We start from the raw sequence: 22,832 nt of genomic DNA, 5'->3' as shown, positions 1-22,832 counted from the left end.
CATAAAGGATGAGATTAATGACTTATCATATCACTGCCATGACGGAGGCGTTTGCCGATCAAATCATGTCTTGGAACTATGAGCCTCCCTATGACTTCTACGACAGCGGACAGGATGAGGAGTTTCGAAGAGAGCTTCTGGAATGTTCGTATTACGCCATACTGGACGATGAGCAGCAATTGATCGGTTTTTGCTGCACGGGTTCATCAGCCCAAATACCGATTGCGATCCCGTTAGGGGCATACGATGAGGATCTGCTCGATATCGGACTCGGCATGAAACCGGAGCTGACGGGAAAAGGCTTGGGACACAAGTTCCTCTCCTGCGTGCTGGCATCCATGGGAGAACTTCACCAACGCAAATCGTTTCGGCTGACTGTAGCCCGATTCAACGAACGGGCCATTCGCCTGTATGCCAAGCTTGGCTTCTCGGAGGCTGCAATGTTCGATAAGGGCGGCACCTCCTTCATGACGATGGTCAAAAAGCCCGGGGCATCTTCAAACAGCAAGAAGGGCATCTCGCAAGATCCAGGATCTTTTGAGACACCCTCTATTTGATGTTGACAACCATCGGTTGGCCCGGATCGGATCGTATTCCCTTTGGATCGTCTTATCAGCTCCAGGCACCCGAACCGGTCTTCCGATGCTTCGCGGCTATTCAATTGCGATATATACGTTCACCACAGTATTCGCAGGATCAAACTGCTGCATGTCATAGCGTTCGTAATCGCCCGTATAGGTTCTTTTTTCCGCCGCTTGGTCGAAGTAGCTCCAAATTTCATGCCATACCTCAGGCACGATCTCCATTAAGGGGCCGCGTCTTGTCCGGAATACCAAATACCTGGATGCAGGGACGGAGGCTTGCTGAAGTTCACTGGAGGTTTCGGCAGCCACGTCTTCATCTATCCTGTTGCCGATTATTAAGGTATACGACCCGGATGCGTCGCTTTCGTAATCCGTGTACAACCCATAGATGGCTTGATCCTTATCAGATAATCGTGCCTGCAAACCGCTTTGGAAATACCGATCCCATAACTGCGGTATTTTGCCTTGCGGTCCTGCCTCCGCTTCGTTTGTCGTTCGGACGCCGACGCCCTGAATGGACATGGCGGGTCTAGTTTCGATCCATCGTTCACTTTGATTCTGCTGTTGACTATGACTCATAGTTGTTTCCTCCTTGAGATGAATATATCTCTATTCTAAAGAGGTAACGTGGACATCTATCTGTCCGGGTTATCGTAACGCAGCAGCATCCGTTTCGCCCTTCGCTTCACTTCCTCGGCTGCTTCGCCCGGAAACTCAACCAGCACTTGATCCCCGAAGCTCAGAATCATGCCGTAAAACCACTCGTCCAGCTTGTATAACACATGAACGCGCAAAGATCCGTCCGGGTTGACGGTCACTTGTTCCGGCGGAAACATATCCGCCACCCGCTGACGCGCGGCAGCCTCGAATAACAGAACGGTCTCCTGCTCCCGAGCATTGGACCAGGAGGAGTCCCATTCCAAACGTTCCTTGCCCGGCCATGGCCTTGGCTCATACGCTTCGCTCAGCATCTTGATATCCTGCATGCGCGACAACCGGAAGAGGCGAAAATCTTCCCGCTCCAGGCAAAAGGCCTGCACATACCAGACATTGCCCTTCAGAAACAAGGATGCCGGTTCAATGGTTCTTCGCTCCGCGCTGCCTTCCGCATCGATATATTCCATCTGCACCCTGCGCTTGTCATGAATGGCTTGTTTGAGCAAGCCCACGGCGGGTTTCAGACCCTGACGCTGTCCCCAAGGCTGAAAGTCCATGACTACGGGCTCCTTCCGATATTCATCGCCAAGTCCCTGCTCTACCCTGCGCAGCAGCGCTTTGATCTTCTCCAGCAGCATGCCCATCTGCGGATCCTCCAGTGCGCTGCTCAGCCCCTTAACGGCTGTAACCAAGGTGCTCATCTCCTCGGCGGACAGCCAGTACTTATCGATCATATAATGCTCCATGATCTCAAATCCGCCGGTGATCCCCTGGCGGGCAACAATCGGAATGCCGGCTTGGCACAGCGTATCCATATCTCGGTATATTGTCTTGCTGGATACCTCGAACCGATCCGCCAGCTCTTTGGCGCTCAGTCTCCCACGGTTAAGAAGCAGGACGGTTATGGCTAACAGCCGGTCTATTTTCATGATCAGCCATCCTTTCGTTCTCGATCATTTCATCAGCTTTCTTAACTCAAGCTTAACAGAATCGGGATGTGTTCATGCAACCGTTAGGTCGGGTTCAGATGATCGTTAATCTGTTATGCTACAATGATAAGCACGGCAAGCAAACAGGGGCGGAATGAAACGCAGTTTTCCCAAGCAACGTAGACATACATATAGGTAAGGAATGATCGAATCTTTAACATCAAGGAGGAACCTACATATGGACCATCGGCTTGACGCCATGCGCAAGTGCCACCCGGACTCCGTCACGATCTCCCGCATAACGGGCTTCATCACGGACGGAATTATTATGCTCGCTGCAGCAGCTTATCTGATCATCGCGGCTATACTCGGATGGACCCTCATTCCCGGGTGGATCACCATCGGACTCCTGGTTCTCGGAGCCTGGTTTACTTGGGCCGTGCCCTCTTTCACTTACAAACAATTCGGCTTTAAAGTCAGCGAGGAGGAATTGGAGCTTCGCTCCGGCTGGATCTGGCTCAGCGACACCCTCGTTCCCATGACGCGGGTCCAGCATGTCGAGCTGGAACGGGGGCCGCTCCTTCGCAAATACGGGTTAGCCAAGGTCAAGGTGGTCACGGCGGCAACGACCCATGTCATTCAAGCGCTCAAGCTGGAAGAAGCAGAGGAACTAAAGAAACAGATCGGCGAGCTGGCCAAAGTGGTGGATCACGATGAATGAACCGACAAGGCTGCACCGGCTGTTCATCCTGTTCCCGCTCGCGGACAGCGTAAAATCGCTTATTCCGATCGCAGCCCTGGTATCCATCAAATTCCTTAACGGTAAATCGCTGCGCGACATCCCTTGGTATTGGCTGTCCGCCGCCATCGTCATCCTGGTCTTCCTTCTGCTCCTATACGGGTATCTGAAGTGGAAACGCTTCGTCTATACGCTGGAAGAAGACAAAATCCTCATCCGCCGCGGCGTGCTGTTCCGGGAGGAATTGTCCATCTATACGGGCCGCATCCATTCCATGAATATGGAGCAGCCCTTGCTGCAGCGTTTATTGGGGCTTACCCAGGTCCGGATCGAAACGCCGGGCAAAAAGGAAGGCGGCGGCGGCATCCTTCCGGCCGTCACCAATAGCGAAGGCGAACGGCTGCAGCGCTGGCTGCGCGAGCAAACCCAAACCAGGCAGGCGGATCGCGACGTTCACCCAGCTGCGGAAAACTCCGGCCGATCCGGTCAGAGCCTTTCCTCTGAGACGGAGAGAACGTCCGTTCCTTCTCCGGGGACCCCGGAGGCTTATGAATCCGTTCACCACCCGTCGTATCATAACCGGGACTTTGAGAGCGTCCCGTTGATGGATTCCGAATCCACCGCCGCCGGCAGAGAAAAGGCAAGCCGTCCCATCCCGGCCGAGGAAGAACGCAGGACGCTGCTCCAGCTATCCTCGGGCCGTCTGCTCATTGCCGCTCTATCCTCGCCCAACCTGTCATTGGCTTTAGCCTTTGTGGGCGGTATCGTGTCTTTTGCCGACGACCTGCTGCCGGATCGGATGTACCAATCGCTGTTTCAATCGGCAGGAAAGCTGCTGCCCGGCAGCTGGATCAGCATCGCGGCATTGGCGCTCATCGTGTCCTGGCTGCTCTCGGCCGTGCTCTACACGATCAAATATGCCGGATTTACCGTCGAGCGTTTCGGGAAACAAATCTCGGTCAGCTGCGGTCTGCTGGAGAGAAAAAGACTGCTATTCTCCCCGGAACGCGTATTGGCCATAACCGTAAAGGAAGGCGTATTCCGGCGATGGTTCGGTTACGCCGAAGTGAAGGTTCATGTGCTTACGTCAGAGTCCGAGAAGCATTTCATGCTGCATCCTCTGCTGAGGACCGGGGATATCCCGGCGCTGCTGAAGCGGGTTACGCCTCAATTCAGCGCTCAGGCCATTTCGGCTTCGCCGCCGCCCCGCGCCAGATGGATGTACGTCCGCTGGAAGCTGGCTTTTGCCGCAGCGGTCAGCGCCGCATGCATTTGGTATTTTGACAGGCTCGGTTTATTATCGCTCCTGCTGCTTCCGCTCTCGTTGGCCTGGGGACTTCTGTCGCACCGGGATTCCGGACTGAACGTCACGGGTAAACAGCTTACGATCCGCAGCCGCTTCATAGCAATGTCCACCAGGTACATACGCCGGCCGCAGATCATTGCCATGGAGGTCAGCGGTACCCGCAGGCAGCGTAGAAAGGGGCTTCTCTCCCTTCAAGTGAAGATGATATTCAGCGAAATCAACGAGAGTTTAAGCGGAATGGAACAGCAAGAGATCGAGGCCGTACGGGCATGGTTCCAACAGAAAAAAGGCGAGACCTTAGCACCTCCGGAGCGAAGCGGTCCCACCTCATCGATCGAACGCCTATAAGCGTTTGGCCTCCGTTCTTCCCGAACGGCCAAAGCCCGACAAGCGGTAAACCAGAAGGGTTACGGCAAGAAATACGCCATATACGCCTATGGTTATTAGGATATGGGAAGGATTGGACATCAAATTGTCTCCTACCATCGAGAACAGCAGCATGGCGGGAATTTTGCCCAATGCGGACGCCAAGCTGTACGATACGAACGTTACCTTGCTGAGCGCTGCGTACACATTGATGACAATGGAAGGAATAAACGGGATCAACCGGGTAAACAGGATGGTCAAAAAGGCGTTCCGTTCAAACATCGTGGTCACTTTTCCCAGGCTGTTGTAACGGTGAAGCGCCCGGTTGCCCCATTCCTGATAACCGTAGCGGATGAACATGAACATCAGGATGGAAGCAGCTGTGGAGCCGACCCAAGTAACCATCCCGCCGATAACCGGACCCAGGGCCGCCCCGATTACGCCGCCGACAACGGGATAAGGGATCACCGGGAACAAAGCCATGGCGACAGCGACGAGCATGATCAGCATGATGCTGTCTGTCGATCGAATCCATGCCAATATGAACTCGCCTTTATAGTAAATAAGACCACCCACGGCAACGTAGACAAGTGCCATTCCTAATTTTTTGACCATGCACCACACTCCAAGACATAATGCCTCTATTGTACCATGGAGCATGTCGATTGGAACAAGCAGCAAAAGGGACGTCCTAAGGCATTATGCCTAAGGATGTCCCTTTTTTACAGGTTCTACAATTTCAACAGGTTGTGGATGATGACCGCTGCCTGAGCGCGATTGGCGATTCCTTTCGGCATAAACCGGTCATTGCCGGTGCCTTGTATCACGCCTTTCTCGGCCAAGAGGGCAACCGCGTTCCTTGCATAGCCTGCAATGCTGCTGCCGTCTTTAAACTTCGCCAAGGTGCCGTTCTCATCCTCTGCCTTCATATCGGTGAATAATGTCAGCGCGTTGGCGCTCATGATCGCCATTTCCTGGCGGGTGATCGGCCGGTTCGGATCGAATTTGCCGCCACCGATTCCTTTAGCTAGGCCGGCATCTACTGCAGATGTGATGACGGTATAATGCCAATCGGTCGGCTTCACGTCAGTAAATTTCAGGTCGGCCGCCCCCGTCAGCTGGAAAGCCCGGACAAGCATGGCCAGGAATTCGGCTCTTGTCACCGATTTCATCGGCCGGAACGAATCCTGTCCCACCCCCTCTACGATGCCAAGCGCCGCCAGTTCCTCAATCGCCGCTTTTGCCCAGCCAACGCCGTCCACATCGCGGAACACCGGAGGTTTCGGCGGCGTCGGCGGGTTGACCGGCGGTGTCACCGGAGGCGTTACGGGTGGAGTCACCGGCGGTGTTACCGGTGGATTCGGTTTCCCAGGCGGAGTGACCGGCGGTGTCACCGGCGGGTTCGGATTCCCCGGCGGGTCAACCGGCGGCTGGCCGTGGTCCCCCGCTTTAATCGTTACGGAAGGGCTCGGGGCGCTCTCGTTATGCAAACGATCGATAGCCGTCACCACATACGTGTAGGTTTGTCCCTTTACAACGGTACGATCAACAAAGAACTGCGTCATTCCGGCGTTTTTCCTGAAAGTCCCTATTAAATTCGCCGGTTCCTGAACGCTGCCGGTTTCCCGACCGTCAAAGCGATAAACCGCGTAATACGTCTCGTCGTCAGACGAAGACCAGCTGAGCTTCACGCCTTCCTGTACTTGGTCGGCCTTTGGCTTCTTGGTCGCAGCCGGTGCCTCCGATTCAATCCAAGGCATGGCCGGGATGAGCGCCGGGTATCGGTACAAATCGTTTTTCAGTCTGTCCGTAAATCCAAGCGCGTTGTCCTTAAACCATTTGGAGCTGAAATACATGCTGCCCCGAACTTCCTCGAAGTTTCGATTGTATTGGATCTGGTTCGGCATTTCGTCGGGATTGGACCAGTCGGCATTCGACCCGATTCTATATACGGCTTGTCCGCTGTACAGATGAACGTTCTTGCCGGACACGATCCCGCTCCACCAATCGATCAGCTTATCGTAAGCCGCTGCGGAGTACCCGATGTTCCAATAAATCTGCGGCGTGATATAGTCGATCCACTCTTCTTCGACCCATTTCTTCGAATCCGCGTAATTCGCATGATAACTCTCGAGTCCCGTCGTTTCGGAGCCGGACGGATCGCTGGATTTGTTTTTCCAAATACCAAACGGGCTGATGCCGAATTTCACGTAGCTCTTCTCCGCCTTGATGGCTTCCTTCACGTTTTGAATGAAGGTATTGACGTTATTTCTTCTCCAATCGCTCTTGTTCGTAAAGGAGCCCTTGTACTGATTAAACGTATCCGTATCCGGGAAATCCACGCCCGTTACGGGATACGGGTAGAAATAATCGTCAAAATGCACGGCGTCGATATCGTAATTCCGAACGACCTCCATGATGCCGTCAATGATGAACTGCTGCGCCTCCGGCACCCCTGGATTGAAATACAGCTTGCCGCCGTATTCCTCGACCCATTCGGGATGCTGTCTGGCCGGGTGATCCGCCACCAGCTTGTTGATGTCTCCCTGCAGGCTGATGCGATACGGATTGAACCAGGCGTGGAACTCCATGTTTCGCTTATGCACTTCCTCGAGCAGGAATGCCAGCGGATCGTAACCCGGATCCTTGCCTTGTTCACCTGTCAGCCACTCGGACCATGGTCCGTATTGGGACGGGTAAAAAGCATCCGCCGTCGGTTTGATCTGCATGATGACCGCGTTCATTCCGGCATCCTCCAGTTGATCGAGCAGCTGAATGAATTGCTGCTTCTGCTGCTCCGGATCGGTAACCCCTTTAGCCGGCCAGTCGATATTATCGACGGTGGCGATCCATGCCGCCCGCATCTCGCTTTTCGGATGCCGGGAAGCTTCATTCACGGTGATATAGAGCGAATCGGTCTTTCCTTGGAACGCGGCTGTTATTCTAGCGGAGCCTACCTTCAAACCGCTCACCACCCCTTGATCAGAAACCGAAGCGACGTCCGGGTTGCTGCTGGTAAACGTAACGCCTTCCTCTATGGTCTGCGGTTCAGCCATCCATGAGTACGTGGCGGATACCACCGTTTCAAAAGAATCTCCAACCGTCACGGACGTAAGCCCCTGAAGTTTAATGCTTTGCAAAACAGGAACCGGATCCGTTACGGTAATGGTATGATGGGCGGATGCTCCCCGGTAAGACGCCGTAATGGCAGCCGTCCCTTCGGAAACCGCGGTCAGTCGACCCGCTTGATCGACCGATACAACGCCAGGCTGATCGCTTGTATAGCTAATGCCTTCGGTCATCCACACCGGATCCGTCTGGTTTCCGTAGACGGAGTAAACCACGCTGGTTCTCATGTTGTCGGTAACGCTAGTCTCCATATGAAGCGGCCCGGACAACAGCAATTCATGGGGAGCCGGGGCATCCGCCGCCACATGCAGCTCCAGCTGGGCTTTTGGCGCATCGCCGTACTCGGCCGTGATGGTCACCGTTCCCGGTGCCAATGCTTCAATGGTGTCGTATGTAGCGCCCGTCACGGTGGCAACGGATTCGTCGCTGCTGGTCAGTTTCACGCCGGATGTCAGCAACGTTGGCTCCGACTGTCCTTCATAGGTTGCATACACTTGCGGTTTGACCGCTTCACCGACGCCCATAGGCGTCAGTCCGCCGATGTCGAGCCCATATACCGGAGAAGCCGTATAGAAGGCGGACAGCCTGTCGAAGTATAAGGCACCTTTGTTTTTATTCGTGTCTTTTAATTCGGCTACGTAGATTTGATTCACTTTGAGAGGAGCCTGAATGGTAGAGGGAATGTTTAATTTGACGTATTTCCAGCCCTTCCAGTTAAGACCGGAGGTGGCTGTAAAATCAACGGTATGCTTGCCGCCGGAAGAATCCTGAAGCTGTGCACGGAGCCAGTGGTTGCCGCCGTCGCCGTAAACCCACAAGCCGAGTGCCTTCGGTGATCCGGGAACGCTCCTGCCTGTTGATCCATCCGGGTCTCTGAAATTGAGATAAGCCGCCGAGGTGCCGGATTCGCTGCCCACAAAATCATAGCTTAAGGCTGCAGCGTGATGTCCGTAATAAATCGGCTCCGGCCTCCCCGCCAAATCCAGCTGGGCCTTCCCCCTTGCGGAAGACGCAAATAAATTCGTTACCGATTCGAAATCCTCCAGCACCGCTGCTTCCGGCTGTCCTGCGCTTGCGTTCGTTTCAACGGAATTGCCCCAAACAGACACGGCCGAGCTGAGCATCACGGCGAATGCCAACGTCATGGACAGAATGGACTTACTGCTTCGATAGACACGCCTTTTGGTTATCATTCATCAATTCACTCCCTATGGTATGAGTGCTTGCTATCCGAACCGAAGCCCGATTTCCAGCGAAATCGCTGCCGCTCACCTCCGATCATGCGACTGAAGTAGATGACGTCCTGCTGTTGTACCTGTGTTCATCTCTATCACTATCATATTGAAATTTTATTTCAAATTTCAATAGTTTTTGTAAAATATAATTTTAAATCTCCGGCAGGAATTTTAGTCCGCATGACGTACAATGACCAAAAAAAGCCAATACGAGGCAAAGCCCGTATTGGCTGCTTCAAACCATTCTTTTATTTCGTATACTCAAGAAGCCCGATCATAAGCGTCACGGCTTAACCTTCCGAAGGATACTTCAATCCCCACTGCCCCCGGATATGATCCAGCAGCCTCATGATCGCAAGCGATTCGTCCAGCGTCATCACATCGCTCTCGAGCCGCCCTTCCAGCAGGCAGCGTCCCACTTCGTAAGCCTCGAAGCTATAACCCTTCTCTTGTCGGTCATCCGTCACAACCACCGGTTCCTCGCCATCGACATGAAGCGCAGCGGATGTCGCGTTCAAGAAGGACGGAATGTGGATATGCCCGTTGGTGCCATAAATATAAGCTTCATTCGTCAATCCCAGCCGGATCGCCCCGTTTAACGATGCTGTCTTGCCTGATTCATAGGATAGAATAACGGAGAACTGCTCATCTACGCCCGTCTCGCCGATATGCGCCGTACTCCAAATCTTTTCGGGCTCGGCTCCAAAGATCATGGCCGCAAACGACACCGGATAAATGCCCGCATCCAGCAGCGCGCCCCCGCCGAGCTCCAAATTCAGCAAACGGCCCTGCGGATTCCAGCCGCTCCGGAAACCGAAATCGGCCTTCACCAGCCGGACGTCGCCGATAAGACCGTCCTTCAGCCATTCGCGCACCTGCCGGATCGGCGGAAGGAAACGCGTCCACATGGCCTCCATCAGGAACAGCTTATGCTCCCGTGCTGCTGCGACTAACTCCTCCAGCTCATCCCCGTTGATCGTAAAGGGCTTTTCGCACAGAACGGATTTGCCTGCTTGGAGACACATCAGCGCATGGTCCCTGTGCATCGGATGCGGAGTCGCTATGTACACAACGTCGACATCAGGATCCGACACGAGCTCCTCGTAACTGCCATACGCCCGCGGTATATCGTATTTCGACGCAAACTCGCCTGCACTGCTGGCCGTACGGGAACCGACCGCCAGAAACTGAGCATTGTCCACATACGCCAAATCGGCTGCAAACTGCTCCGCAATCCAGCCCGTCCCCATAATTCCCCATTTGACCTTGCCCGGATTCTGCACCATAAAACTCCTCCTCTTCCTCTCCATGATCTGGCCTTGCCTAAAGCTTATAGAAGCTGTCCCGCTCCACCTTGCAAATTCGCAAGCCAAAGCTTTCATACCACTCGTTCTTGCCCCGTTCCTGGGCTACCTGATGAGCCGCGTTCTCCTTCCATAAACGTATGGACTCCAGGGAGTCCCAATACGAAACCGTGATCCCGAGACCCTCGTCCCGAGCGGATTCCACCCCGAGATAACCGGGCTGCTGCGCAGCGAGCTCCGCCATTTTATCGGACATCGCTCCGTAACCCCGGTCGCCCTCCGTTCGTTTGGACACAAAAATGCAAGCATAATAAGGCGGCTTCGGCGTATTCGCGTATTCCGTCATCCTCTTCCCCCTTTCCGGTTACTCAATAGGTGTAACTTCGGCTAACGTTCGTTCATTGACCTTGTATATCATTATATCGGAACTTCCGCCATACTTTAACCTAAAAAAAGCCTCTCTCCTCTGCGAAGTTCTACAGTGGAGAGAGGCGATATTCGCCTAAGCTTTACTTCAGCTTATTCAACAGATTATGGATGACCTGCGCGCTTTCCGCACGCGTGGTCAAACCTTCCGGTGCAAAACGGCTCGGCGCATGGCCCTGAACAAATCCGAGGGCATGCGCGGTTTCTACCGCTTCGCGAACCCAGTCCGGAGACTCGGCGAGATCGGCAAATCCGCTTCCCGCGCTGATGTTCTCCTGCTGTTGTTTCATCGCGTGGGCATAAGCGCGCACCAGCATCGCCGCCATTTCCTGGCGTTTGATCGGGGCGTCCGGTGCAAAACGGTCTTTGGCAGTTCCGTTCACGATGCCGGACTGGGCGGCCGCCGACACGGCCTCGGCGTACCATTTGCCTGAAGCTACATCGGCGAACGGCGCAGGTCCTTCTGCCTTAAGATCCAGCAGACGAACCAGCATCGCGGCAAACTCGGCCCGGGTCACTTGCTGAGCCGGTGCGAAGCGGTCTGCGCTAACGCCTTCGATGAGCTGCTTCGCGGCCAAATCGCCGATCACCTCCGCAGCCCAGAACGAGGCTGGCACATCCGCAAAGGTTTTCGCGTAATCCAGCAAACCGTAAGCACTGAAATGGCGGATTCCTGCGGCCATGCGGCCGTCTTTATTCACACCGCCGATATACTCCAGCTCTCCGCTGCCCGATACATAGTACATGGAGATTCTTTTGCCATTAGCATCTGAAGATAAAGGCAGTTCCAGCATGATCGGATGATCGAATTCGGTTAAGCCGTGGACTTTGCCGTCCGCTGTCGTCAGTTTAAGCTCGAACTCCAGCATGGCTCCGGCTGCTGTCAGCTTAGCGCCGGAGACGCGGGCAGCTTGCGCGATCCGCTGCTTCATCTCGGCCTCCGTTAATGTGGCGGCACTCAGTTTTATCGTGCCCTTCTCAAGCTGGCCGGCATCTGCAAGGGCGCCCAGCTGGCGAAGCACTTCGGCCGGGATCGTTAGGGACAAATTCTTCCCTTCAAGATGGATCGAACCATCCTTGAGGATGTCTGCTGCATTCCCTGGCAGCGTGATATCCGTAAAGTTTCCATCTACCGACAAGGTCACTTGCCCATTCGACAGTTTAGCTGCAAGCTCGTTGGCGGATATGGTGATGCTGCCTGATGACGGCGGTGTCACGGGAGGCGTAACCGGTGGTGTTACCGGCGGCTGCACGGGCGGGTCTACCGGCGGCTCCGGTCCCGGATCGGGATTCCCTCCACCACGGGTGATCACCTTCAAATCATATTCCGACTTAAACCCTTCATAGGTTGCCGAAATAACGGTTGCCCCTTCTGCCAAAGCCCGTACCGAGCCCTGTTCATCAATGGAAGCTACGTCCGGCTTACTGCTCGCATAGGTGATGCCTTCGATTAAACGGATACGGCTGCCGTCGGTATATACCGCCTCGGTTACCGTCTTATTCGTATCCCCGACCTTCAGCTCGGATTTGCCGCTTAAGAGGATCGATTCGATGCTGCCGTTCGGGATTCGGTCTACCGTAATACTCACGTCTGTATAAACGTCCGGTGCCGCCGTGCTGGTCGCTCTGACGACGGCATTGCCCAGCCCTTGAGCCGTCACGATGCCGTCTGCGGATACGCTGATGACGTCATTCGACGGTTCGGAATGGTAGACGGACCATACAACGGTTTGTTCCGCCCTGCGTGGTTTCACTTGAGCCAGCAACTTTTGGCTCTCGCCTACAGCTAGCGTCAGCTGGTTTGGAGTTACTTCAATCCGCTGCGGCTCCGGCTTCGTATCCGATTTCGACAACGTAAACTCATCCACGACGCGTCCGTCAACCGTTTTGGTTACGTAATAAAGCTCGTCTCCCTCCACTTCGATAGAAGCATACATCTGTGTTGGTTCATCGTCGACCACCTCATGCCAGCCCCGCTCCGTGTGGGAGTAGAATTTAGGACCTGACGATCCCGCCACGACGTAGGTCGTGCCCTTCCCGTCCGCGGCGATCTGGTTGTTCATCATCGGGTAGGAACGAATATAAATATGATCATGTCCGTTTAACACGAGATCCACGCCGAATTCCTCCAGCACCGGCGCCCACAGGCTGCGTACCTCGGCGGAATCGTAGATGCTGCCGTATGGACCGCGGTGGAACATCGCGATGGTCCAATCCTTGTCATTGCTAGCCAGATCCTGCTGGAGCCACTTCTTCTGCTCCTCCAGCTGATACTCGCTGTTCAGCATAATGAAATGAACGTCCTTGTAATCAAAAGAGAAGTTCGTTCCCTTCAGGCTGTCCAAGCCATTGCCCGGCTGGTTAAAGTGAGCCAGGAAGTCTCCGTTTTCCTTCGTCCCCATCACTTCATGGTTGCCGATGGCCGACACTAACGTCGTATTCAGGAAATGCTTCTGGGCTTCGTCGAACCAATAGTTCCACTGCTCCTCCAGGAAACCCTTGTCCACCATATCCCCGGCATGGACCATGAATTCGGCGTCCGGATGCTCGGCTGCCGCCTTGTCGATCGTATTCCCCCACAGCTCGAACTCTTTGGCGGTGGATGCCTGGGAATCCGCAAAGTATAAGAATTTCGTTGTATCTCCCGCAAGCTCTGTCGTTTTAAACGAGCCTTGTACACTGTAATGGCCTTGGCCGTCACCGACACGGTACACATACTCTGTCCCTGGGTCAAGACCGGCCGCCGTCGCTTTATGGACGCGGACCGTCCCCAGATCCAAGGTATGGTACAGCTCGCTGGCACCATTGAACTTCTGGACGTTCGGCGCATCGAAATCCGTGAATTCGGATTGCTTCGCTAGTTCCACGACGGTCCCCTCCGTCGCCGGGTCCGTGTGCCAGTTCAACATCCGCGACGTGGCCGGATCTTCTCCCATGCCCACGCTGATGTTGAAAGGAGTCGGGCTTCCGGCCAGCGGCGAAACCTTGAACTCCAATGCCGGACTGTATTGATTGCCTTTGACGGCCTGCACGGTATACGTCTTGACCTGGGACGTCAGCGCCCCGGTCTTCAGGATACCCGCCGCATCCGTTGTTCCCACCGCTGCCGAGTCTGCCAAGATCTGTACGCCTTCCACAGGCTGCCCTTGGGCATCGGCAACTTCGAACACCGTTTCGTATCCCTCTACGATTCCTTCCTCATTCCAGCTCAGCGCATAATGCGTTGCGATCTGCGATTCGATCGGAAGACCATAGAACGAAAATTCGGTATTGCCCGTATCGGTGAAGGATACCGCCCCGGACGTGAGCGCTATGATGCTGCTGCCGGTTGCGTTCTTTTTCACGTCGTACCGGATTTGGCCGATCCAATCCGTATCCCGCAGGGATGCGGTATGGATGTCCTTCCAGGTCACTCTTACCTTTCCTGTTGTACCGTCGATGCTTGCGCTAACCTGGGATGCAGTCAGCTTGTCCCCCGGTATGAGCTCCAAATTCTCCACTTTGGTGGGATCGAATTGGAAATCGACATGGCCGCTGCGGATTTGGGATGTCTTCACGCCCCCGATATCCAGCGTATAACTGCCGCCAACATAGATCGTATCCGGCGTATCGTACACCACCTTGGCTGCACCGGTATTTACGGTGAAGTTCCATTCCTCGGTCGTTTGGTTGCCCGACAGATCACGGACGGTGACTTTTGCTTGATGAACGCCATCGGCGAGCGGGACGCTCGGCGTGTAATGGATTCTTCCTTCCGGCGGATACAGGGTATGCTGCACCAGACTGCCATCCAGATAGAATCGGATTTTGTCCGGATCGATCAGCGTCGTTCCCGGGTGTGCGACAGGATCATAGCCGGCATCCTCGGCATACACGGTAATGGTCGGCGTGTTCTCTGTAATCTCCGCACCGTCGGCCGGGGAGAATTTCTTCAGAACCGGCGGGTCGATATCGTCGTTGGCAGGACCGTACAACGCCCGAATTTCGTCCACGTAGATGGCACCGGCGTCTTTTTTCGCGGCCTGTGTTTCCATATATCGAACCGGCATGTCCATCACCAGCGGAAGGGTTCTTCCTTTGGGCACGGACGCTTCGAGATACTTCCATCCCTTGAAATCGACGCCGACCGTCTGATCGGTGAAATCGAGCGGGATCGCACCCTTGCTGTCACGAATTTGGGCACGGAGCCAGTGCGCGTTGCCGTCTCCGTAGACCCACATGCTGATTTTCTCCGGATAGCCCGGAATTTCGATATTGTCCGCGGTGCCGTTCGTCTGCAGATAAGCACCGGAGGTACCGGTCATTCCGGTAAAATCGTACTCCAGCTTCAAGGCGCCATTCCCGGAACGAATATAGGTCTCGTCGGTTTCAATGGATACCTGGGTCGACTTGAACTGCGCACCGGCGCTTGGTTTATAACGGCTAAGGCCGTTCTCGAAATCTTCGAGCATGACCGGCGGAAGACCGACGTTCACTTCGATTGAGGTCTCGATTTGACCGTACTTCACGAAGATTTTGCCGCTGACGTCCTGCTTGTCCGTAGCGGTAAACGTTCCGTTGCCGTCAATCGTCCCGATATCGCCTTCGGTACGCCACTCCAAACGGCTATTGTCGGCCTGTACCACTTGACCGTTGCGAAGCGCCGTGACCTTGAGCGTCTCGGTCGAGCCGGAAGAGAAGGTCTTCACGGCGTCGGAGAACTTGAGCTCAGTCAGCTCATCAACGACTTCCAATGCGGCTTTCCCTGTCAGATTACCGGATTGTACGGATACCTCGGTCAATCCAGGTTGGTTGCCTGCCGTAAACGTGCCGCTGGCGTCGATCGTCCCATAGGCTGGGTCAACGCCCCAAACCGCGGCCTCCGTCATTTTCGCCGGATGCAGATTCTGGTCCACGGCCGCCGTTTTGAAGGTAGCGGATGAACCGGTCAGCACTCTTTCCAGCGTCGGTGCAACGACAAGTTTATCCGCCGCTCCTTCAGGCGCTTTGTTCACCAGCAAAATGCCGTTGGCCGTTTTGCGTTCCCCGCCGTCAGAAGGCGAGTTGAGCACCTTGCGCTCCGTTTCTCCCGGCAGGCGGGCAACGAAGGTAGCTGAACCGCCTCCGTCCAGATTCAGTGCGTTAACCACGCCAAGTTCCTGCAGCATTTCGCCAAGCTCAATGTAGTTAAGCCCTTCACTGAACCCCGGCTGGCGGCCATCAACCTCGAACAGCACAACGGAGCCGTCCGCTTTGGTTCCCACCACCGTTCTCGGGTGTACAGCCGGATCGGTATGCTGCTGCACGACGCCATCCTTGACCAGCATCACGGTGCCGCCAATCGCCATCGTGACGTCCTGCCATTCGTTATCCAGCTGAAAACTCGCCGTCACTTCATCCCCTGCCTTCAGCCCGGCAAGCTTGCTCCGCTGCGAGCCCGAAGCGGACAGAACCACTTGACCTTGGCCAATCGGCGAATTTCCCTGATCCTTAAGAACAGAGGCCACCTTCATCGTCAAGGTCTCTCCACTGGCGGCCCTGCCGCTCACGATATCCAGAATCACTTCGTCTCCCAGATTATTGGTCATCGTGGTGGCATTGAATTTTTCGGTATAAAGCACAAGTGCGTCCGTCCCTCTTAGACGGTTGATAGAGGACAGGCTGCTGACCGTTCCGCCTATCGTCACGTTTTTCGTTAATTTCGGACTGCCGTAGAGGCTCGTTCCGTCCTGTTTAATGCCAAAGGCGTTCCGGCCGCTGGGCGGATCCGTCAACAGCTCTCCGTCCCCCATGAACAATCCGAGCGGAATTCCGGTGGACATATCGTAGAAATCTCCGTTCACCGCCGCGATGACGCGATTGCCTGCCTTATCGGCATCCGACGCCATTTTGCTGACTCCCTGCATGCCGTATACCTTGCCATCGGTGAGACCCGGCTGAAGCTCCAGATTTCCTTGCGATGGATCAAATTCCACCATATGGACCTTCTGCTCGCCGCTGCCTTTTTGCATATTCGCCCACGTGTATGTAGCCCCCGGCCCGATCTCCATCTGCCGCATATCAATGACCGATGCAGCGGCGGCGGCTGTGCCGGCAGCAGCTTGTCCTGCGGGAAACAGCAGCGATAGAAACATCACACCGCTGAGCAGCGATGATATTCTCTTTTTGCTCCTTAACATGTACATGAATTCCTCCTTCTCTATGCTTGGACTCTGGTTCCTCTCGGTTGTAAGTCCGCTCATGAACGAAAGACCTACTCGGGAGTATAGCGCTCGCTTGTTAATTCCACCTCCAATCTGTGTTAAGACGAGGTTAACTCTGCCGGTACCGGCTTTACATTCAGTCATTAGCTGGAAGGGCTGCAAAAAAGTATGCTGCCGATTCGTATTTACCGCTTCCGACGAACGAAAATAACCCGTCTTCTTCCCTTCATCATATTGAAATTTTATTTTAAATTACAATACATTTTGTAAAATTTTATTTTATTTTTTCGGCAGGAATTTCCGGATGGGTGGCGTAAGCACAGCTTTTGTCGGAATGCGGGGAATGAAAACAAACGCCTAGCCGCCAGCTTCCGACTTGTTTTTACGGCGAGCTTCCAAAAAAGCGCACAAAAAAACAACCGCAGCTTACAGCCGCAGTTGTCTTTGAGATTCCCTGTTATTTTTTGGTGACGTTGCCGTTGGCATCAATTTTTGCATTGTAGGAGAGTTTGTTCAGTTTCGCGATGATCTCTTTGTTGTACTTCTTGTCCATCAGATTCGGCTGGCCCTGAAGTATCTTCACCGGCGTAATCCGGCTCGTGATCTTGGAGCCCTGAATCTCAACATGCACCATCATCGACAGCAGGGTTTTGTCTCCGCCTCGGGTAGAGCGGTTGAACACGAAGTTGCCGAGCGAATAATAAATCGGCTTGTTCTTGTAATATTCGATGCCCATCAACGTATGGCTGTGCGATCCGATAATGATATCGGCCCCGGCGTCAATCATCTTCTTGGCCATCGTGCGCGCATACTCTTCCGGATAGTCGGCGAATTCCTGGTTCCAATGGATGTATACGATCGTATAATCGTTGGTTTTGGCCGATTTTTTGATATGGGTCAGCATCGGCTCCATCGTGTAGGCGGAGGCAGCACCCGGGTGATTCTTGCCCGCAATCCAGGAATTGTCCGACAGCACCCGGCTGACGCCCAGCACCGCGACTTTCTTCCCGTTAATGTTCTGCACGTAAGGCTTGAAGGCCTCGTCTATATTTCGCCCGGCACCCGTATACCCGATCTTCTGGCGTTTCAGATGCGTGATCGTGTCCAGCATGGCCTGCTGGCCATAGTCCAGGATGTGGTTGTTCGCCAGCGTGACGCCGTCGATTCCCGCATATACCAGGCCCTTGAGCGTGTCCGGCTTCGAACGGAAAGCAAAGGTTTTATCCGCAGCCTTGCCGCGAATGGAAACCGGCGTCTCCAGGTTGGCAAACGCCATATCCGCCTTTTTCAAGATGGGGGCTACCTTCTTAAAAGGATATAGGTTACCGAATCTATCAATCTGGTTTCCCACGTATCCGTCTAATAGAATGTCACCTGCAAAAACAAGATTTATCGGTTTGTCCTTCGACTTGGCTTGAGTGGTTGTGCCCGCCGCCGAGACGATGCTCGCCGGGATCAGCATAACGATAACCAGAATGAGGCAAAATAATTTCTTCATATCCATGCCGCCTTTCCAAATGAAAATCCTGAGAAGCTAGTTATTCACCTCGTTTATCCTATCATAAATTGATATAAAAGGGTAATTATATAAAATGAACCATTTAATAGAATTGTGAAATGGATTCTAACCAGTAGCCCTTTCAGCACTACGCATGCGGATTATTCTTCCGATCCCTGTTGCCCCCAGATTATTTTCCAACAGATTACAAGTGGTGAAAATCCAGGGTCAAAGGGGACCGCTTCGCTTCTCCGGAATCATTCCGCCTTCTCCATTGAGGCATGTCAACATCCAAATCATTCAAATCTATCTTTTTCTATCCATAGTCTTAGACTTGAAATGCGGAGAAAAAGTTTCAAATTTTGCAAATCATATTGAAAACAATATAAAGAACTTATATATTTAAACGTATCGTAAGTGTAACTTTAATCTTAATTACGTTTTGTAATATACACACGCGGTTAGTCTTACATATAAGTAAAACTAAAGGAGCTGCATTCCATGAATATTCACGCTGCCGGCGAGAACTCATCTCCCCTGATTGATGATACGGACCGTAAAATCATTGCGATTCTCGGAAAAAACGGACGAATCTCGTACACGGATTTGGCCAAGGAGATCGGTTTGTCCCGCGTGGCCGCGCAGGCCAGGGTCAATGCCCTGATCGATGACGGCGTTATTGAGCGCTTCGCGGCCGTCATTAATCCGGAGAAAGTGGGGATTTCGGTGTCCGCTTTTTTCAATGTGGAGGTTGAGCCCAAATATTTGCAGCAGGTGGCGGACACACTGGAGAACGAGCCATATGTGACCAGCCTGTATCATATGACCGGTCCCAGCAAACTGCATATGCACGGCTTGTTTGCCGATCATAAGGAAATGGAAATGTTTCTAAACGAGAAGCTTTACCCGCTTCCGGGCATAACCAGCGTGGACACGCAGATCTTAATCAAGCGCTATAAAAGCCGAATGGGCATCAGACTCTGATTTTCGACAGAAAGGACTCCTACCCTTGGATGATAAAAACAGCAATCCATACATGGAATTAACGTTCGGCATGTTCCGAACCGGCATACTCGGTTATGGCGGCGGTCCCTCTGTCATTCCGCTGATCCGGCATGAGGCCGTCGTTCGTTACGGCTGGCTCAGCGACGATGAATTCGGAGAGGTGCTGGCTCTGGCCAATGCGCTCCCGGGTCCGATCGCCACGAAGATGGCCGCCTATCTCGGTTACCGGGAAAAAGGGGTGCTAGGCGCGGTGGTCGCGGTTCTTGCGCATATCCTCCCGACCTGCATCGCGATGATCGCGCTGCTGTCGGCGGTGACGTTCCTCAGCAGCTCCAAAGTCGTGGCGGGCATGATTGCCGGCGTTACGCCGGTCATTGCGGTCATGCTGGGCACGATGGCTTACGAATTCGGCGAGAAGGCCGTGAAGGGACTTGGCATTTACGCCGGGATCGGTTTTTTTGTGGTGTCGTTTCTCCTGCTAGAAAGCATCCAGATCCATCCGGCCCTCGTCATTATGCTGTTCCTTGCCTATGGCACCGTGCATTTTAGAACCGTAGCCAAACTCAAAAAACAAAGACGGGATAAGGAGGGGTCCGCCTGATGGAAGAATGGCTTCAGCTGCTGGTCAGCTTTTTTGTCTCCAACGTGCTCGGTTATGGCGGCGGCCCTGCTTCGATCCCGCTCATGTACAAGGAAATCGTCACGAATCACGGCTGGCTGACCGACCCGGAATTCTCCAACATGCTTGCGCTTGGCAACGCGCTTCCCGGGCCGATCGCCACCAAAATCGCCGCTTTTGTCGGGTACGGCGTATCCGGCTGGATGGGCATGACCCTCGCCCTCGCGGCGACGATCATCCCTTCCGCGGTAGCGCTCATCTGGCTGCTGAATCTGCTGCAAAAATACCGCACGTCGCCCGTGGTCAAAGGCATGACCCTGCTGGTTCAGCCGGTCATCGCCATCATGATGCTGACCCTGACCTGGCAGATCGGCAAAAGCTCCGTCATCTCCATCGGCCTCCTGCAATCCCTCGGCATCGCCGCCGTCGCCTTCTGGGCCATGAACATCCGCAAAATCCACCCGGCCTTGGTGATCCTGGCTGCGTTCGCTTACGGAGGCTTGGTGCTGTCGCAGGTGGTATGAGGGGGGATTCTAGTAGAAAACAGTATACCTGCCGGAAATATCGCCATGACCAAAAAAGCGAGTATGAGGGGCTCACTCCCACCATACTCGCTCTTTTTTCAATCGAGAGCCATCCAAGCCGTTACCGGACTACGCACCGTACCTATGCCCCCGCTTAGACGAACAGTGCAGTGAGCAGAAGTTACTGTGAACCGGACGTCCAAAAATATGATCGCCATATCATTCCATATGTCCCTAAGTCCTCTTGCTCTATGGTCGTGAGGGCTTTCGGCTTTCTTACGGACTCAGAATACCTTATTTCGCACAAAATAGCCCTTTTGGTATCTTTAGCGGACACAGAGGACCTTATCTGCTGTTTTTATTGGTATTGGCACCCGTAGTTCGCACATTAGCGGATCTGGAGTCCGGTACATTGTAAAAAATCGAGTTTAGATCTTAAATAACGGATCTAGGGTCCGTTAAAAGCTGACATAAGTAACTTGAGGGCCCATGGCTAGTGATGATACCTTCAGCCCCATTGTTACCTCCCTTCAATTCCCCGCCTATTTCCTCCCCATCACCACCCCGATCTTGCCCTCTTGGACCTCCACCTTATACTTCTTCACCCGGATGCGGTCGCTAAACAGCGACTTGCCGGTCTGCAGGTCGAACTCCCACCCATGCCAGGGACAGCGGACAATTTCGCCTGCCCGGCCGTATTCGTAGTCGTATACCTCCGAAGGAAGCGTCGTACCGGAGACCAGTCCTGCGCAGATTGGCGCCCCCTGATGCGGGCAGTAGTTCAAAATCGCATGATACTCGCCGTTGACCCGATAGATGCCGATTTCGCGCCCCTCTATGTTCACGACCGCGTGCCCGCCCTCCGGAACGTCCTCCTCCGCCAGCACGTAATGTACCGCCATACATGCCACCTCCTTGCCTATGCGCCCAGCTTTGTAGGGTTTGGCTTTGAGTTTGGTTCAACTTGGGCCCAACCTTGTTTTTGCCTTTGTTTTTGCCTTTGTTTTTGCCTTTGTTTTTGCCTTTGTTTTTGCCTTTGTTTTTTAACCTTCTAACTTTGTTTTCGCCCTTCTTTTCGACCTTCTCCTTTCGCCTTTGATTTCGACTTTCTTTCAACTTTCGTTTGTCTTTCGTTCGTCTTTGGTTCGTCTTTGGTTTGACTATGGTTTGCCCCTAGCCCCAGCTTCAATTATTCATGCTAGGTTCATACGGATACCGTTCATCCATTCATCCGTTCGTCCATTCATCCATTCATCCACTCCCTCAATCCAGCCGATACAGCTGCTTCGCATTCTCATAAAAGATCTTCCGCCGCGCCTCCGGCTTCAACCCCCGCAGGATATGGCCAGGCGAATCGAAGTCCCAATGCGGGTAGTCGCTGGAATAGAGCAGCATGTTCTCGGCATCGATCATATTGAAGAGATCGATGAGATGCTGCGGATTGTCCGGCTCCTCAATCGGCTGCGTCGATAAGTAGCAGTGATCCCGGATGTACTCGCTCGGCATTCTTGTCAGCCAGGGCACGGTTGCGCGCAGCGCCTTGTAGTTTTTGTCCAGCCGCCACATCAGGCCCGGCAGCCAGGCTACGCCGCCTTCAACCAAAACGACCTTGAGGTTCGGATACTTCACGAACACGCCTTCGCAGACCATGCTCACCAGATGCGCCATGAACATCTGGGAGAGACAGGTATGCCATTCGATGTACCGGGTCGGGTAGCCGGCCGCGGTGGGAGCCGTCGAGCTCCCGCCGCCTTCCGCTCCCGGGTGGATCGCGACCGGTAGGCCGTTACGCGCCGCCGCTTCGTAGATCGGGTGATAGTGGCGCTGTCCCAGCGGCGACCTCGCCGCACTGGAGATCATCACCTCCACGATATCCGGATGGCCGCCGATCCTATCGATCTCGCGTGCCGCCAGCAGCGGGTCCTGGGTAGCTACCGCCATGGCTCCCTTAAAAGCTTTATGCTTGCCAAGCCACTCGGCGATCAGATAATCGTTATAAGCCGAGCATATCGCCGCCGCATAATCCGGATCATGCGTGGAGGAGATGTTGTAGACGACTCCCGTCAACACGGCATAGTCCAGATTGTAGCCTTCGATCAGCTGCTTGATCATATATTCGGGATCGGAGCCGGCTTTGCCTCCCCCGGAGGGATCGAGTCTTTTTTCATCACGCCGATCGGCGAGTAGTACCCTGAGCCTGCATAACCGATGCCGGATGCCGCTACCCGGGAGCGCCAGGGCTCCTGCAGATATGGCAGCAGCGCCCTGTCGTCCTGCTCGTTATGAACGTCGACATCGATGATTTTGGTATCGTCCATTGCCTGATTCC

General features: G+C 54.1%; 15 protein-coding genes and 1 pseudogene. 6 read left to right on the top strand and 10 right to left on the bottom strand.

Annotated elements, in window-relative coordinates:
* Positions 1-17 precede the first annotated feature (17 nt).
* Positions 18-557, top strand: coding sequence for a GNAT family N-acetyltransferase (locus P0X86_RS07035; RefSeq protein ID WP_096775222.1), 540 nt, complete (start codon positions 18-20; stop codon positions 555-557).
* Between the two features lie 96 nt (positions 558-653).
* Here P0X86_RS07035 and P0X86_RS07030 read toward each other — a convergent pair whose 3' ends face one another.
* Complete coding sequence (locus P0X86_RS07030) at positions 654-1,163, bottom strand: GyrI-like domain-containing protein (protein ID WP_192569466.1); 510 nt, start codon at positions 1,161-1,163, stop codon at positions 654-656.
* Between the two features lie 56 nt (positions 1,164-1,219).
* Positions 1,220-2,170: a helix-turn-helix transcriptional regulator gene (locus P0X86_RS07025; protein ID WP_277748199.1), complete on the bottom strand. Its 951-nt coding sequence runs from the start codon at positions 2,168-2,170 to the stop codon at positions 1,220-1,222.
* A 238-nt stretch (positions 2,171-2,408) separates the two neighbouring features.
* Here P0X86_RS07025 and P0X86_RS07020 point away from each other — a divergent pair, with 238 nt between their 5' ends.
* Positions 2,409-2,891, top strand: a complete 483-nt coding sequence (locus P0X86_RS07020; protein WP_012819396.1) for a PH domain-containing protein — start codon at positions 2,409-2,411, stop codon at positions 2,889-2,891.
* Entirely contained in the window at positions 2,884-4,563 is a 1,680-nt protein-coding gene (locus tag P0X86_RS07015) for a PH domain-containing protein (protein ID WP_277748198.1), read from the top strand. The genes P0X86_RS07020 and P0X86_RS07015 overlap by 8 nt, the downstream gene beginning before the upstream one ends.
* Here P0X86_RS07015 and P0X86_RS07010 read toward each other — a convergent pair.
* From P0X86_RS07010 to P0X86_RS06985, 6 genes are all read right to left on the bottom strand, one after another.
* Positions 4,558-5,196 (bottom strand): TVP38/TMEM64 family protein, encoded by a 639-nt coding sequence (locus P0X86_RS07010; RefSeq protein WP_012819394.1) that lies wholly within the window; start codon positions 5,194-5,196, stop codon positions 4,558-4,560. The two genes, P0X86_RS07015 and P0X86_RS07010, sit on opposite strands and share 6 nt — an antisense overlap.
* A 116-nt stretch (positions 5,197-5,312) precedes the next feature.
* The gene (locus tag P0X86_RS07005) at positions 5,313-8,903 is read right to left on the bottom strand and encodes a family 10 glycosylhydrolase (protein ID WP_277748197.1); all 3,591 of its coding nucleotides are present in this window, start codon (positions 8,901-8,903) and stop codon (positions 5,313-5,315) included.
* Between the two features lie 332 nt (positions 8,904-9,235).
* Positions 9,236-10,231, bottom strand: coding sequence for a Gfo/Idh/MocA family protein (locus P0X86_RS07000; protein ID WP_096775217.1), 996 nt, complete (start codon positions 10,229-10,231; stop codon positions 9,236-9,238).
* Between the two features lie 37 nt (positions 10,232-10,268).
* Positions 10,269-10,595: an antibiotic biosynthesis monooxygenase family protein gene (locus P0X86_RS06995; protein WP_096775216.1), complete on the bottom strand. Its 327-nt coding sequence runs from the start codon at positions 10,593-10,595 to the stop codon at positions 10,269-10,271.
* 163 nt (positions 10,596-10,758) lie between these two features.
* Entirely contained in the window at positions 10,759-16,833 is a 6,075-nt protein-coding gene (locus P0X86_RS06990) for a phosphodiester glycosidase family protein (protein ID WP_481858278.1), read from the bottom strand.
* 481 nt (positions 16,834-17,314) lie between these two features.
* Positions 17,315-18,355: a CapA family protein gene (locus tag P0X86_RS06985; protein ID WP_096775215.1), complete on the bottom strand. Its 1,041-nt coding sequence runs from the start codon at positions 18,353-18,355 to the stop codon at positions 17,315-17,317.
* A gap of 501 nt (positions 18,356-18,856) precedes the next feature.
* Here P0X86_RS06985 and chrS point away from each other — a divergent pair.
* Genes chrS through chrA form a run of 3 tightly spaced genes read left to right on the top strand, consistent with a single transcriptional unit; the run spans position 18,857 to position 20,503 of the window.
* On the top strand, positions 18,857-19,339 hold the full coding sequence (gene chrS, locus P0X86_RS06980; protein ID WP_213580451.1) for a chromate efflux transcriptional regulator ChrS: 483 nt from the start codon (positions 18,857-18,859) through the stop codon (positions 19,337-19,339).
* 52 nt (positions 19,340-19,391) lie between these two features.
* On the top strand, positions 19,392-19,961 hold the full coding sequence (gene chrB, locus P0X86_RS06975; RefSeq protein WP_277749007.1) for a chromate efflux transporter ChrB: 570 nt from the start codon (positions 19,392-19,394) through the stop codon (positions 19,959-19,961).
* A complete protein-coding gene (gene chrA / locus P0X86_RS06970; RefSeq protein WP_277748195.1) occupies positions 19,961-20,503 on the top strand; it encodes a chromate efflux transporter ChrA in 543 nt (180 codons plus the stop codon). The genes chrB and chrA overlap by 1 nt, the downstream gene beginning before the upstream one ends.
* Positions 20,504-21,045: 542 nt before the next feature.
* On the opposite strand, the gene P0X86_RS06965 is transcribed toward chrA, so the two are convergent.
* Together P0X86_RS06965 and P0X86_RS06960 are read right to left on the bottom strand one after the other, a co-directional pair.
* Complete coding sequence (locus tag P0X86_RS06965) at positions 21,046-21,405, bottom strand: Rieske (2Fe-2S) protein (protein WP_096775212.1); 360 nt, start codon at positions 21,403-21,405, stop codon at positions 21,046-21,048.
* Positions 21,406-21,766: 361 nt separating this feature from the next.
* A pseudogene (locus P0X86_RS06960) lies at positions 21,767-22,821 on the bottom strand (amidohydrolase family protein).
* Between the last annotated feature and the right edge of the window lie 11 nt (positions 22,822-22,832).

Origin of the sequence: Paenibacillus sp. BR1-192 (genome assembly GCF_029542445.1) — a bacterium.
GTDB lineage: Bacteria > Bacillota > Bacilli > Paenibacillales > Paenibacillaceae > Paenibacillus_AQ > Paenibacillus_AQ lautus_A.
Note: the sequence above shows the minus strand (reverse complement) of the source record. Positions and strands in the feature narration are given on the sequence as shown.